Below are 14,317 nucleotides of genomic sequence, written 5' to 3' on the forward strand. Positions count from 1 at the left end.
CCCCCACCCCCGGGCTACGGCCCCCCGCTCATCCCGGGCGCCGCGAAACCCGGCATCATCCCGCTGCGACCGCTCACCCTGAGCGACATATTCAACGGTGCTGTCGGCTACATCCGGGCCAATCCGAAGCCGACCTTGGGCCTCACCGCGATGGTCGTTGTGGTCATGCAGGTCATTTCCTTGCTCGCCGCCATCGGCCCGCTGGCCGCCGCGAACTCACTCGAGACCGACGAGTCCGAGCCCAGCCTCGGAGCCCTCGGGGCCTGGACGGCGTCGCTGGGCGGCAGCGCCCTGATCAGTTGGCTCGGCAGCATCCTGCTCAGCGGAATGCTCACCGTCATCGTCGGGCGCGCGGTGTTCGGTTCGCCGATCACCATCGGCGAAGCGTGGGCCAAGGTCCGCGGTCGACTGCTGGCCCTGCTCGGCCTGGCGTTGCTGGAGGCCGTCGGTTTGGCCGTGATCATCGGGCTGGTCGTGGTGATCCTGATCGGCGTGGGCGTGGCCTCCAATGCCGGTGTGGCGGTGTTGCTCGGCTTCCCGCTGCTGTTGCTGGTGGTGGCACTGCTGGCCTATGCCTACACCGTGCTGATGTTCGCACCGGTGCTGATCGTGCTGGAGCGGCTGCCGGTCTTCGACGCGATCACGCGATCTTTCCGGTTGGTGCGCAACGGCTTCTGGCGGGTCCTGGGCATCCGCCTGCTGGCTGCCATGGTGGTGGGCATCGTCGGCGGCGCGATATCGGCGCCGTTCAGTATTGTGGGCCAGATCCTGCTGATGGGCGCGTCAAGCACCACAACGCTGTTGGTCGGCACCGCACTTTCGTCCATCGGAGGCGGCATCAGCCAGATCGTCACCACGCCGTTCGTCGCCGGCGTCGTCGTTCTCCTGTACACCGACCGGCGGATCCGCGCCGAGGCGTTCGACCTGGTGCTGCAAACCGGCGCTGCCGGCGGGCCGGCCGCAGTGGAGTCCACCGACAACCTCTGGCTGACCCGGCCCTTCTAAGGAATCAACAGTGCCCGCCATCGACATCGACCGCGATGCCGCGCATGACCTTGCGCAGCGCGAGCTGAACAAACCGATCTATCCCAGGCAGACGCTGACCGACGCGATCATCGACAAGATCAACGAGTTCCTGCTCAAGCTGTTGCTCAAAACGTCGCACATATCGGGTGGATGGTTCACTGTCACTGTGCTGCTGATTGTGGTGGCCGTCGCCGTGTTCGTCGCGGTCCGCATCGCGCGGCGCACCATGCGCACCAACCGCGGTGGCGACTACCAATTGTTCGACGCCGGCCAACTGAGCGCCGCACAGCATCGTGCTACCGCTGAAGCCTTTGCCGCCGAAGGCAACTGGGCAGCCGCGATCAGGCATCGGCTGCGCGCGGTGGCCCGTGAACTGGAGGAGACGAACGTACTCACCCAGGTTCCGGGCCGTACCGCCAACGAGCTGGCTCACGACGCCGGCGAAGCGCTTCCCCATCTGGCGGCCGAGTTGTCGCAAGCAGCAACCGCTTTCAACGATGTCACCTACGGCGAGCGCCCGGGCACCCAGGCCGCCTATCAGATGATCGCCGACCTGGACGACCATCTTCGGTCCCGGTCCGCCGCATCGACCGCCGTGGCGCAGCCCGCGGCGCAGGACTCCTGGGCGAAGGTCCGGTGACGTCCACTCGTCCCGGTGCGCCGACCGGCACCCTGCAGCAGCGACGCCCCTGGCGCGGGGTGTTGCTCACGCTGGCAGCACTGGCGATCGTCGCGTCGATCACCACATATCTGACCGCGCCGCGACCCGGCGGCACCATGGACCCCGAGGCCACCAGCCCGGCCGGCGCGCACGCCCTGGTGACCCTGCTGCGCGAGGCAGGCGTCGAGGTGGTGGTCGCCAACACAGTCGCCGAGGCGCAGAGCGCGGCCCGGTCGGACACCCTGCTGCTGGTGGCGCAGTCGCAGTATCTGACCGACAACGAGTTGCTGCACAAGCTGGCCGCTGCCCCCGGGGATCTCCTGCTGGTCGACCCCACCTCACGTACCCGTGCGGCACTCACGCCGGAGCTACGCATCGGTGCTGCCAGCAACTTCAATACCGAACCGGATTGCCCGCTGCGAGAAGCAAATCGGGCCGGCACGGTGAATCTCGGGCCCAGTGACGCCTACCGGGCCAGAGGTGACCTGGACCTGGTCAGCTGCTACGGCGGGGCACTGGTCAGCTACCGCGACGGTAGCCGCACCGTCACGGTGGTCGGCACCAGCCACTTCATGCAGAACGACGGACTCCTGGAAGAGGGCAACGCCGCCCTCGCGATGAATCTGGCCGGCACCCGGTCCCGGCTCATCTGGTTCGCCCCGCAACACGTGGAGGGGCACACGTCGGCGCCCGGCTCCATCATGGACCTGATTCCGGAGAACGTGACGTGGATGGTGTGGCAGCTATGGCTGGTGGTGATTCTGGTAGCACTGTGGAAGGGCCGCCGCATCGGTCCACTGGTTGCCGAAGAACTTCCGGTGGTGGTGCGCGCCTCCGAGACGGTGGAAGGCCGCGGCCGCCTATACCGTTCGCGCCGGGCCCGCGACCGCGCCGCCGAAGCGCTGCGCACCGCGACGCTGCAACGCCTGGTCCCCCGGCTGGGCCTGGGGCCCAACGCGGCGCCGTCTGCGGTGGTGATGACGGTGGCACAGCGCAGTGGCGCCGACCCCGACTCCGTGCACTACCACCTGTTCGGCCCACCGCCGGCCAATGACTCCGACCTACTCCACCTAGCCCGCGCGCTCGACGACATCGAAAGGCAGGTCACCCACTCGTGACAGAACCGGATTCCGCCCGTCAGGCACTGCTGGGATTGCGCGCCGAGATCGGCAAAGCCGTCGTCGGACAGGAAGGTGTCGTCAGCGGCCTGGTGATCGCATTGCTGTGCCGTGGTCACGTCCTGTTGGAAGGTGTTCCCGGTGTCGCTAAGACGCTGATGGTGCGCGCCCTGGCCGCGGCGCTGCAGCTCGAGTTCAAGCGGGTCCAGTTCACCCCGGACCTGATGCCCGGCGACGTCACCGGCTCGCTGGTCTACGACACCCACACCGCCGAGTTCGCTTTCCGGCCAGGGCCGGTGTTCACCAACCTGTTGCTGGCCGACGAAATCAACCGGACGCCGCCCAAGACACAGGCCGCGCTACTGGAGGCGATGGAGGAACGTCAGGTCAGCGTGGAGGGCGAGCCGAAACCGCTGCCCGACCCGTTCATCGTCGCCGCCACCCAGAACCCGATCGAGTACGAAGGCACCTACCAACTGCCCGAGGCCCAGCTCGACCGTTTCCTGCTCAAGCTCAACGTCTCGCTACCCCCGCGCGAGGCCGAGATCGCGATCCTTGGCCGACACGCTCACGGCTTCGATCCGCGCGACCTGTCCGCGATCAAACCCGTCGCCGGGCCAGCCGAGCTGGCCGCCGGACGCGAGGCGGTGCGCCAGGTGTTGATCGCCGATGAGGTGCTCGGCTACATCGTCGACATCGTCGGCGCGACCCGTAATTCCCCGGCCCTGCAGCTGGGGGTGTCGCCGCGTGGGGCCACCGCGCTGCTCGGTACCGCCCGGTCATGGGCCTGGCTGTCGGGCCGCAATTACGTGACGCCCGACGACGTGAAGGCCATGGCCCGTCCGACGCTGCGGCACCGGATCATGCTGCGTCCGGAGGCCGAGCTGGAGGGCGCGACTCCCGACGGCGTGCTCGACGGCATCCTGGCCTCGGTTCCGGTGCCACGCTAGTGATACTCACCGGCCGGACGGGGCTCTTCGCGCTCCTCTGCGTACTGCCAATCGCGGTATCACCATGGCCGGCAAGGGCATTCGTGATCCTGTTGGCAGTGCTGGCCGTCATAGTGAGCATCGACGTGGCATGGGCCGCCAGCACCCGCCGGCTGCGCTTCACCCGATCCCCGGACAGTTCGGCCCGGTTGGGTCAGCCGGTGGATGCGGGTCTGCTGATCCAGAACGACGGCCGGCGCCGATTCCGCGGCCAGGTGCGGGATGCTTGGGCGCCTAGCGCGCGTGGCGAGCCGAGGACCCACCGGCTGCTTATCGCGCCCGGGCAGCGCCAGCAGGTGCAGACGCGGTTGCGGCCGGTTCGGCGAGGCGACCAACGCGCCGCGGTAGTGACGGCCCGCTCGATCGGGCCGCTCGGTTTCGCGGGCCGGCAGAGTTCCCAGCCGGTGCCCGGCCAGGTGCGGGTGCTGCCACCCTTCCTGTCCCGTAAACACCTGCCGTCCAGGCTGGCCAAGCTACGGGAGATCGACGGATTGCTGCCCACCCTGATCCGCGGGCAGGGCACCGAATTCGATTCGCTGCGTGAGTATGTCGTCGGTGACGACGTCCGCTCCATCGACTGGCGGGCCAGCGCCCGCCGCACTGACGTGATGGTCCGCACCTGGCGTCCCGAACGGGACCGGCGGGTGGTGATCGTGCTGGACACCGGACGCATGGCGGCGGGCCGGGTGGGCGTAGACCCGACGGCCGCCGACCCGGCCGGCTGGCCCCGGTTGGACTGGGCGATGGACGCGGCGCTGCTGTTGGCGGCGTTGGCATCTCGCGCCGGCGATCACGTCGACTTTCTCGCCCATGACCGGGTGACCCGCACCGCCGTCTTCGGTGCCTCGCGCACCGAACTGCTCGCCCAGCTGGTGGACGCGATGGCCCCGCTGCAACCCGCACTCGTCGAATCTGATTGGCGGGCAATGGTTGCCGCTATTCTGCGGCGCACCCGGCGGCGCTCGCTGGTGGTGTTGCTCACCGACCTGAACTCGACCGCCCTCGACGAGGGACTGCTGCCGATGCTGCCGCAGTTGTCGGCCAAACACCATGTGCTGGTCGCCGCGGTATCCGACCCCCGCGTCGATGATTTGGCTGCCGGCCGCAGTGACGCCGCCGCGGTGTATGACGCGGCGGCAGCCGAGCGGTCCCGCAACGAACGGCGAGACATTGCCTCCCGGCTACGTCGCAGCGGGGTGGAGGTCGTCGACGCGCCACCGACTGACATAGCACCGGGGCTCGCCGACCGCTACCTGGCGATGAAGGCCACCGGCCAGCTCTAGATCGGCGCGCTCAACTGGTGGGGACGTAGTCGGGGGCCTCCTCGATATCGCCGGTTTCGCCGGCAGCCACACCGCGCCGGCCGAAATAGATGATGTAGGACAGGAACGCCACCTCGGCGAGGACACCGATGCCGATCCGCGCAAACGTGGGCAACGGCGACGGCGTGACCATCGCTTCGATCAACCCCGAAACCAGCAGCACAGCAACCAGTCCCACGGCCACCGACACCACGCCGCGTCCCTCTTCAGCCAGCACCTGGCCACGTGGCCGATCACCCGGCGAAATCACCGACCATCCCAGCCGCATGCCGACCGCACCGGCCAGAAACACCGCCGTCAGCTCCAGCAGCCCATGCGGCAGTAGCAATCCCAGCAGGAAGCCGCCCTTGCCGGCCGGGAACATCAGACCGGCTATCACCCCTACATTGGCCGCGTTCTGGAACAGGATGAGCGGTATCGGTACTCCGAGCACGACCGCCATCGCGATGCACTTAGCGGCCACCCACGAGTTGTTCACCCACACCTGCAGGGCGAACGCCGCGGCCGGATGCTCGCTGTAATAGGACTCGACATCGTGGTTGATCAGTTGATCTATATCGGCCGGCGTTCCGACGACGGACTGCACCTCGGGGCTGCCGGCCACCCAGAACGCCATCACCACCACCACCGCGACGAACGCGACCGCCGTCGCCGACCACCACCGCCAGGAGCGGTAGGCGACCACCGGGAACGACACCGTCCAGAACCGGACGAAGGTGCTGCTCAGCGGGGCGTGCGCACCGGTGACCGCAGACCGGGCGCGGGCAACCAGGCTGGATAGCCGGCCGGTGATCAGCGAATCCGACGACACCGACCGCAGGATCGACAGGTGGGTGGACACACGCTGATAAAGCTCGACAAGTTCGTCGATCTCGGCACCGGTAAGGGAACGGCGCTTCTTGATCAACTGGTCGAGCCGGTCCCAGGTGCCGCGATGGGTGAGCAGGAACGCGTCGACGTCCACTTGGGCAGCCTACCCAGCCTGTAGCGTTTCGAGGTATGTCGGAGGTGGTGACCGGGGACGCCGTGGTGCTCGACGTCCAGATAGCCCAGTTACCGGTGCGCGCGATCAGCGCGATCATCGACATCACCGTGATATTCATCGCCTACATCCTGGGCATGATGCTGTGGGCCGCTTCCCTCGCGCAGTTCGATGAGGCGCTGACCGTCGCGTTCCTGATCATCTTCACGGTGCTGGCGATGGTCGGTTATCCGGTTGGGATCGAGACGGCGACCCGGGGTCGCTCGGTGGGCAAGATAGTGATGGGTCTGCGAGTGGTTTCCGACGACGGCGGGCCAGAACGATTCCGCCAAGCGCTGTTTCGGGCCCTGGCCGCGGTGGTGGAGATCTGGATGCTGCTCGGGAGTCCCGCAGTGATCTGCAGCGTGCTCTCACCCAAGGCCAAGCGGGTCGGCGACATGTTCGCCGGCACCGTCGTGGTCAGCGAACGCGGGCCCCGAATCGGGCCACCACCGGTGATGCCACCGGCACTTGCCGGATGGGCGGCCTCGTTGCAGCTCTCCGGGCTGACCTCCGGACAGGCCGAGGTGGCCCGTCAGTTTCTCTCGCGGGCGCATCAACTCGACCCAGCACTGCGTAGTCAGATGGCCTACCGGATTGCGAATGACGTGGTGTCCCGGATCGCGCCCCCGCCTCCGCCGGGCGTGCCACCACAGCTGATTCTGGCCGCGGTCCTCGCCGAACGACACCGCCGGGAGTTGGCTCGGCTGCGCCCAGCACCGGCGGCGGGCTGGCCGCAGCAGCAGGGCTGGCCTCAACAGCAGGGTTGGCCGCCGCCACCGCAGGGTTGGCCGCCGCCGCAGCAGGGCTCGCCGCCGCAGCAGCAGAGTTCGCCTCAGGAAGCGGCGCCGCGCCCCGAGTCCGGCGGTTTCTCACTACCGACCTAGTACTGGGCCACGGATGCCGCCAAGACTGCGACATCGGTCACCAACAACGCCAACCCGACCAGCGGGACCGCGACACCCAAGTGCCGCTTGGCGGTGAACACCGAGACGATGATCACCAACAGAGCCACCAGCGGCGGACCGTAGAAGAAGACGTCGAAGCCGATTCCGCCGGCGAGGTTCGGGCATCGCGTCTCAGTGCACGAGTCGGTGCTCATGACGGCCCCGAGCGCGAACAGCATCACGATGGCCGCACCCGGCACCGTCAACAGGGCCAAAACCCAGTTGACCCGCGACCGGGACCGGTCGCCCTCATCACCCTGTTGCGTCGGATCTGTGGCGCTGCCCGGACCGGTCACCGTCCGGTAGCGGTTATTGCCGTTCACCCGTGAGGTGCTACCCGGCGTTGGGGGTGGGCAAACGAGCAATGTTTGCGATGGCGAGCGGGGCGGTTTGCGAGGACGCGTCACCGAGCCTGCAGAATTGCAGACCGCCACTCGCACATTCGCTGCAAATCGTCAGCGTCAGCGCGAGAGGCTGACAGAGCGGGTTGCTAACCGATAGTTAGCGATATATCGTGATACGTAGCGATACACCCGCCGGTGCGTCGTCCGACGCCTCCGTAGACGAGAAGGACCACAAACATGAACACGCTCTTCACCCCACCTAGCGGGCCCTTCGGCCCACGTCCCGGTTTCGGCTTCGGCCCCGGCGCCAGGCGACAGGCCCGGCGACAATTGCTGGAGAACTTGCGCGAGCAGGCCGGCGGCCACGACGGGCCAATGGGTTTCGGCCCCGGGTTCGGTCCCGCGTTCGGCGCCGGCTTCGGCCCTGGCTTCGGATTCGGCCCGGGTGGCCGGGCAGGACGCCGAGGCGGGCGCAGCCGTCGCGGTGACGTGCGGGCCGCCATCCTCGTGCTGTTGAACGAGCGGCCCATGCACGGCTACGAAATGATCCAGCAGATCGCCGAACGCAGCAACGGACTCTGGAAGCCCAGCCCCGGTTCGGTGTACCCGACTCTGCAGCTACTCGACGACGAAGGTTTGATCACGGCCAGCGAAACCGACGGCAGCAAGAAGCTGTTCGAGCTGACCGACGACGGTCGTGCGGCGGCGGCGAAGGTGGACAGTCCACCGTGGGACGAGATCGCTGAAGGGGTAGACCCCGGGCACATCACCCTGCGGACAGCGGCTCGCCAGTTGTTCGGCGCGGTCGCGCAGTCAGCCCACGCCGCCAGCGCTGAGCAGCAGCAACGCATCGTCGACGTGCTCAACAACGCACGCCGGGAGATCTACGGCATCCTCGGCGAGGACTGAGGACGTCCACGCGAGAGGCTGGTAGATGTGCCGCGTCTGCAAGGGTGGGATCTGCCGCTGGACGCCGCCATGGCCAAATCGAAGAGGCTTACGTCACCCACTTCGACGACCGATGGAACTGGGTCACGATGTGCTGGCTGGCCCCCACCGAAAAGGGCAAGAAGCTGGGCCTGGAGCTCTACCACGCCGACGAGAGTGAGCCGTAGGCACCAGTTCCGAACTCACAGACGTCACCTCAGGACACATCCACCCAGTCCAGGGTCCGCTGCACCGCCTTGCGCCAGCCCGCGTACCCCGCGGCGCGCTGGTCGTCGTCCCAGTTGGGCGTCCAGCGCTTGTCTTCCCGCCAATTGGCACGCAGTTCGGACGGGTCGGCCCAGAAGCCGACCGCCAGGCCCGCCGCGTAGGCGGCACCGAGCGCGGTGGTTTCGGCGACCTCCGGCCGCACCACATCCACACCCAGCACGTCGGCCTGGATCTGCATGCACAGATCATTCCCGGTGATCCCGCCGTCGACCTTCAAGATCTCCAGGCGCACGCCGGAATCGGCTTCCATGGCGTCCACCACGTCGCGGCTCTGGTAGCAGATCGCCTCCAGCGTGGCGCGGGCCAGGTGAGCGTTGGTGTTGAAGCGCGACAGCCCGACGATCGCGCCACGCGCGTCGGATCGCCAGTAGGGCGCGAACAACCCGGAGAACGCCGGGACGAAGTACACCCCGCCGTTGTCGGGGACCTGCCGGGCCAGCGACTCGCTCTGTGAGGCGCCGCTGATGATGCCCAGCTGGTCACGCAGCCACTGCACCGCCGAACCCGTCACCGCGATCGAGCCTTCCAGCGCGTACACCGGTTTGGCGTCCCCGAACTGGTAACACACCGTCGTGAGCAGGCCGTTCTCGGACCGCACGATCGTCTCGCCGGTGTTGAGCAACAGGAAGTTGCCCGTGCCGTAGGTGTTTTTGGCCTCTCCGGCGTCCAGACACACCTGGCCGACCATCGCCGCATGCTGGTCGCCGAGCACACCGGTGATCGGCACCTCGCCGCCGATGGGGCCGGTGTCCGACGTGACGCCGTAGGGCTGCAGCGGCGACGACGGCTCGATTTTCGGCAACATCTCGCGCGGGATGGAGAAGAACGACAGCAGTTCGTCGTCCCAGTCCAGCGTCTCGAGGTTCATCAGCATGGTGCGGCTGGCGTTGGTCACGTCGGTGACGTGCACACCGCCACGCGGTCCCCCGGTCAGATTCCACAACACCCAGGTGTCGGGGGTGCCGAACAGCGCGTCGCCCTGCTCGGCGGCCGCTCGCACACCGTCGACATTCTCCAAGATCCACTGCAGCTTGCCGCCCGAGAAGTAGGTCGCCGGCGGCAGACCCGCCTTGCGGCGGATCACGTCGCCCCGGCCGTCCCGGTCGAGCGCGGAGGCGATGCGATCGGTCCGGGTGTCCTGCCAGACGATCGCGTTGTAGTAGGGCCTCCCGGTTTTTCGGTTCCACACCAGCGTCGTCTCCCGCTGGTTGGTGATGCCGAGTGCGGCAATGTCATTCGCAGAGATATTGCTGGCGTTCAGCACCGACATCAGCACCGATGCGGTGCGCTCCCAGATCTCGACGGGGTTGTGCTCGACCCAGCCGGCCCGCGGCAGTATCTGGTCGTGCTCGAGTTGATGACGGGCCACCTCGGCGCCGCCGTGATCGAAGATCATGCAGCGGGTACTGGTGGTGCCCTGGTCGATGGCTGCGATGAATTCCGGCGACTCGGCCAACTCGGCCTCTCCTAGGGTGACATTGGACACTGCAGGTACATGATGGCGCAGTGGCGGGCCGGGTTGCGCGCGGCCCGGGAAACCTGTTGCATCGGTCTGGTGGGCGAAGAGGTCAAGCGCACCACGTATGACCGCGCACAACGGCGGGAGTACCGGCGCAAAGTGCGGCTGTGTCTGGACGTTTTCGAGACGATGCTCGCCCGGGGTCGCTTCGATTCGGAGCGGCCGCTCACCGGCATGGAGATCGAGTGCAACCTTGTCGACGGTGAATATCAGCCGGCCATGTCGAACCGATTCGTGCTGGACGCCATCGCCGATCCCGCCTACCAGACCGAATTAGGCGCCTACAACATCGAATTCAACGTGCCACCCCGGCCGCTGCCCGGACACACCACCCTAGACCTGGAAAAAGAGGTGAGGGCGAGCCTCAACGACGCCGAGCTCAAGGCCAACGCCAGCGGTTCGCACATCGTCATGATCGGCATCCTGCCCACCCTGATGCCCAAACATCTGTCCGAAGGCTGGATGAGCGAGTCGAACCGGTACACAGCGCTCAACGAATCGATCGTCGAAGCACGCGGCGAGGACATTCCCATCAACATTTCAGGCCCAGAGCCGCTGAGCTGGCAGGCAGCCACCATCGCACCCGAATCGGCTTGCACCAGCATGCAATTGCACTTGCAGATGGCTCCGGATGACTTCGCCGCCAACTGGAACGCCGCCCAGGTATTGGCCGGCCCGCAACTGGCACTGGCCGCGAACTCGCCCTACTTCTTCGGCCACCAACTGTGGGCCGAAACGCGCATCGAGCTGTTCGCGCAGTCCACCGACACCCGGCCGGAAGAGCTGAAGACACAGGGCGTTCGGCCACGGGTGTGGTTCGGTGAGCGCTGGATCACCTCGGCCGTGGACCTGTTCAAGGAGAACATCCGGTATTTTCCGTCGCTGCTGCCGGAATTGTCCGACGAGGATCCCGTGGCGGAACTGACGGCCGGGCGCACGCCCCGGCTCTCCGAACTGCGTCTGCACAACGGCACCGTCTACCGCTGGAACCGGCCGGTTTACGACGTCGCCGAGGGCCGCCCGCAGCTGCGCCTGGAGAACCGGGTGTTGCCGGCCGGACCCACCGTTGTTGACATGCTTGCGAATTCAGCCTTCTACTACGGCATGCTGCGCACCATGTCCGAGTCCGAACAGCCGGTGTGGTCCCAGCTGAGTTTCCCGGTGGCACACCGGAATTTCCTGGAGGCCGCCCGCCAAGGCATCGAGGCGCAGCTGCACTGGCCAGGTGCCGGCGAGGTGAGCAGCCGAAAGCTGGTGCTGGACATGCTGTTACCGATGGCCGATGAGGGTCTGCGGCGGTGGGGTGTCGACGTCGAAGTACGCGACCGTTTTCTCGGTGTCATCGAGGGGCGGGCCCGGTCCGGGCGGAATGGCGCAAGCTGGCAGGTAGCCACCGTCGGCGCCCTGGAAGACGCCGGCATGACCCGGCCCCGGGCCCTGGCCGAAATGCTGCGCCGCTACTGCGAGCACATGCACTCCAACGAACCGGTGCACACCTGGCCCGTCTGAGCCCGCGTAGGTTGGGAGCCATGGGCGACGAAGTGATGGACTGGGAGCAGGCCTACCAGCAAGGGGGCGTCTTCGAAGGTCCGCCGCCGTGGAACATCGGCGAGCCGCAGCCCGAATTGGCGGGCGTGATCGCCGACGCCAAGGTTCGCAGCGACGTCCTCGATGCCGGATGCGGGTACGCGGAGTTGTCGCTCGCCCTCGCCGCCGCGGGCTACACCGTGCTCGGCGTCGATATCACGCCCACCGCTGTCGCGGCGGCCACCCAGGCCGCCCGGGAACGCGGCCTGACCACCGCCAGCTTCGAACAGGCCGACATCACGACCTTCACCGGCCACGACGGGCGCTTTTCCACCGTGCTGGACAGCACCCTGTTCCACTCACTGCCCATCGAGGGGCGCGACGGATACTTGAGGTCAGTGCATCAAGCGGCCGCCCCAGGCGCCCGATTGTTCGTGTTGGTATTCGCCAAGGGCGCCTTCCCCGCCGAGTTGGAAACGAAGCCCAACGAAGTAAGCGAGGCCGAGTTGCGCGCCGCAGTGAGCAAGTACTGGGAGATCGACGAGATACGGCCGGCCTTCATCCACGTCAACGCCCCCGTGATCCCGCCGCGGCTGCCCGGCCCACCTGTCGAGTTTCCGCAGTACGACCGCGACGAGAAGGGCCGCGCGAAGATGCCCGCCTACCTGCTGACGGCGCACAAAACGGATCAGTAGTTCTGCAGGAAGATCCCGGCCAGGTTGGAACCGATGCTCTGCAGGCCGGACACGAAGCTGCTCACGTTGGCCGGCAGCGTACCGATGTTGCCCAGTCCGGACACTCCGCTGCCCAGCACGGAGACTCCCGAGGAGCCCTCACCAAACACGTTGTAACCCGACACTCCGATTAGACCCAACGGGTTGCCGCTGAAGAAGCCCGACACACCTGTGCCGTTGTTGAAGAAGCCCGAGTTGTTGGCGCCGCCGGTGTTGAAGAAGCCGGACGTGGTGAGGCTGGCGTCGGTGGTGTTGCCGTAGCCCGGCGTCGGCGGGATCTGGAACTCGAACAGCTTCTGGCTGGGCAGGAAGATGCTGGGAATCTTGATCTCCGGCAGGTCGAAGGCGCCGATACCGATCGGCGGGATGACCAACGGCGGTGTCTGGAACTCCGGCCAACTGATCTGCGGCAGGACGAACTCGCCGATCTCGATGGGCGCAATCACGATCTCCGGCAGTTCGAACGCTGACGAGTTGATCAACGGTAGGTTGAACGCGCCGAGTGAGATCGGTGGAATACCCACCTGTGGCAGGGCGAACGGCAGCGTACTGAGCTGCGGAAGGATCAAGGAGCCCAGCCCGATCGGCGGAATCGTCAACTCCGCGGTCTCGAACGCCGGCCAACTCAACTGCGGCAGCAGGAAGTCCGCGATCGAAATCGGCGGAATCGTCAACTCCGCGGTCTCGAACGCCGGCCAACTCAACTGCGGCAGCAGGAAATCGGCGATCGAAATCGGCGGAATCGTCAACTCCGCGGTCTCGAACGCCGGCCAACTCAACTGCGGCAGCAAGAAATCCGCGACCGAGAACGGTGGAATGGTCAACTCCGCCGTATTGAACGCCGGCCAACTCAACTGCGGCAGCAAGAAATCCGCGACCGAGAACGGTGGAATCGTCAGCTCCGCCGTATTGAACGCCGGCCAACTCAACTGCGGCAGCAAGAAATCCGCGACCGAAATCGGCGGAATGGACACCTGCGGCGTGCCAAACTGCGGCCAGCTCAACTGCGGCAAGTCGAAAGGGGCGACTTCGATGGCATTGATCGTCAGTGACGGAATGGTGAAGCTGGACAAGCTGATGGATGGGATGACGTAGTCGCCGCCGTTGTTGCTGATACGGATTGTGGGCAGGTCCATCGAGCCGATCTGAATGCTCGGGAAGTTGAATGGGTCGATGTAGCCCTGATATTGACTGCCCAACGTTATAGGACCGCCCGATATGAGGTTGATGATGCCATCGGGGAGGTTGTTAGTATTTATGCGAATGATCGCTTGTTCGCCAGAATTGCCAGACTGAGAATTCTCCGTGACCAAGATATCCGGCAGCCTTATTTCGGGAATGAGGATCCGCGGAATGGTGACCGACGGCAGATTCCAGCCGGTAATTTCCACATCAGGCGTTTCAATGGGCGGAATAGTGATTTGCGGCAGACCGATGGGTGGCACGACTATCGGCGGAGTAACGATCTCAGGCAGGCTGAATCCCCCGACACTCACGCCGGCAGGCGTCTGGCCCGCTGCGATGGTGATCGGCGGGATGGTGATCGCGGGTGTCTCAAACGGGCCGACCAGCAGATTCGCCAGCGTCGCCCCCGACGGCACACTCACCGACGGCAACGTGATCGCCGGCGTCTCAAACGAGCCCACCAGCAGATTCGCCAGCGTCGCCCCCGACGGCACACTCACCGACGGCAACGTGATCGCCGGCGTCTCAAACGCACCCAGGATGAGCGGCGCCAACGTCGCCCCCGCCGGAATGCTCAGCGACGGCAACGTAATCGCCGGCGTCTCGAACGCCGTCAGGACGAGCGGGGCCAACGTCGCCCCCGACGGCACACTCACCGACGGCAACGTGATCGCCGGCGTCTCAAACGAGCCCACCAGCAGATTCGACG

13 protein-coding genes and 1 pseudogene are annotated in these 14,317 nt (G+C 66.4%); 10 read left to right on the top strand and 4 right to left on the bottom strand.

Features of this window, described 5'->3' with window-relative positions; translation table 11 throughout:
• The 5 genes from AWC08_RS19785 to AWC08_RS19805 all read left to right on the top strand — a co-directional run.
• Positions 1–1,005 (top strand): DUF7847 domain-containing protein (locus AWC08_RS19785; protein ID WP_085088127.1); only part of this gene is annotated, 1,005 nt, incomplete at its 5' end.
• Between the two features lie 10 nt (positions 1,006–1,015).
• Entirely contained in the window at positions 1,016–1,666 is a 651-nt protein-coding gene (locus tag AWC08_RS19790) for a DUF4129 domain-containing protein (protein WP_065131847.1), read from the top strand.
• Positions 1,648–2,805 carry a DUF4350 domain-containing protein gene (locus AWC08_RS19795; RefSeq protein ID WP_065131848.1) on the top strand — a complete coding sequence of 386 codons (1,158 nt, stop codon included), beginning with the start codon at positions 1,648–1,650 and terminating at the stop codon, positions 2,803–2,805. Before AWC08_RS19790 ends, AWC08_RS19795 begins: the two co-directional genes overlap by 19 nt.
• A complete protein-coding gene (locus AWC08_RS19800) occupies positions 2,802–3,755 on the top strand; it encodes an AAA family ATPase (protein WP_065131849.1) in 954 nt (317 codons plus the stop codon). Before AWC08_RS19795 ends, AWC08_RS19800 begins: the two co-directional genes overlap by 4 nt.
• Positions 3,755–5,077, top strand: coding sequence for a DUF58 domain-containing protein (locus AWC08_RS19805; protein ID WP_069432964.1), 1,323 nt, complete (start codon positions 3,755–3,757; stop codon positions 5,075–5,077). Before AWC08_RS19800 ends, AWC08_RS19805 begins: the two co-directional genes overlap by 1 nt.
• Before the next feature lie 10 nt (positions 5,078–5,087).
• Here AWC08_RS19805 and AWC08_RS19810 read toward each other — a convergent pair whose 3' ends face one another.
• Positions 5,088–6,080 (bottom strand): stage II sporulation protein M, encoded by a 993-nt coding sequence (locus tag AWC08_RS19810; RefSeq protein ID WP_065131851.1) that lies wholly within the window; start codon positions 6,078–6,080, stop codon positions 5,088–5,090.
• A 35-nt stretch (positions 6,081–6,115) separates the two neighbouring features.
• On the opposite strand from AWC08_RS19810, the gene AWC08_RS19815 reads away from it, so the two are divergent.
• Positions 6,116–7,024: an RDD family protein gene (locus AWC08_RS19815; RefSeq protein WP_065131852.1), complete on the top strand. Its 909-nt coding sequence runs from the start codon at positions 6,116–6,118 to the stop codon at positions 7,022–7,024.
• Here AWC08_RS19815 and AWC08_RS19820 read toward each other — a convergent pair.
• On the bottom strand, positions 7,021–7,407 hold the full coding sequence (locus AWC08_RS19820) for a hypothetical protein (RefSeq protein ID WP_232007761.1): 387 nt from the start codon (positions 7,405–7,407) through the stop codon (positions 7,021–7,023). The genes AWC08_RS19815 and AWC08_RS19820 overlap by 4 nt on opposite strands.
• Before the next feature lie 258 nt (positions 7,408–7,665).
• Between AWC08_RS19820 and AWC08_RS19825 the strand changes: the two genes are divergently transcribed.
• Both AWC08_RS19825 and AWC08_RS37130 read left to right on the top strand, forming a co-directional pair.
• Positions 7,666–8,337 (top strand): PadR family transcriptional regulator, encoded by a 672-nt coding sequence (locus tag AWC08_RS19825; protein ID WP_065131853.1) that lies wholly within the window; start codon positions 7,666–7,668, stop codon positions 8,335–8,337.
• A 44-nt stretch (positions 8,338–8,381) separates the two neighbouring features.
• On the top strand, positions 8,382–8,543 hold the full coding sequence (locus tag AWC08_RS37130; RefSeq protein WP_167544972.1) for a hypothetical protein: 162 nt from the start codon (positions 8,382–8,384) through the stop codon (positions 8,541–8,543).
• Positions 8,544–8,572: 29 nt separating this feature from the next.
• Here AWC08_RS37130 and glpK read toward each other — a convergent pair whose 3' ends face one another.
• Positions 8,573–10,129 (bottom strand): glycerol kinase GlpK, encoded by a 1,557-nt coding sequence (glpK, locus tag AWC08_RS19830; RefSeq protein WP_167544973.1) that lies wholly within the window; start codon positions 10,127–10,129, stop codon positions 8,573–8,575.
• 69 nt (positions 10,130–10,198) lie between these two features.
• Between glpK and AWC08_RS19835 the strand changes: the two genes are divergently transcribed.
• Together AWC08_RS19835 and AWC08_RS19840 are read left to right on the top strand one after the other, a co-directional pair.
• On the top strand, positions 10,199–11,671 hold the full coding sequence (locus tag AWC08_RS19835) for a glutamate-cysteine ligase family protein (RefSeq protein WP_069432970.1): 1,473 nt from the start codon (positions 10,199–10,201) through the stop codon (positions 11,669–11,671).
• Between the two features lie 20 nt (positions 11,672–11,691).
• Complete coding sequence (locus AWC08_RS19840) at positions 11,692–12,384, top strand: class I SAM-dependent methyltransferase (protein WP_065131854.1); 693 nt, start codon at positions 11,692–11,694, stop codon at positions 12,382–12,384.
• Here the strand turns inward: AWC08_RS19840 and AWC08_RS19845 are convergent.
• Positions 12,378–14,317: pseudogene (locus tag AWC08_RS19845) on the bottom strand (PPE family protein); the annotation flags it as partial. The gene AWC08_RS19840 and the pseudogene AWC08_RS19845 sit on opposite strands and share 7 nt — an antisense overlap.

Source organism: Mycobacterium gordonae (assembly GCF_002101675.1).
Classification (GTDB): Bacteria; Actinomycetota; Actinomycetes; order Mycobacteriales; family Mycobacteriaceae; genus Mycobacterium; species Mycobacterium gordonae.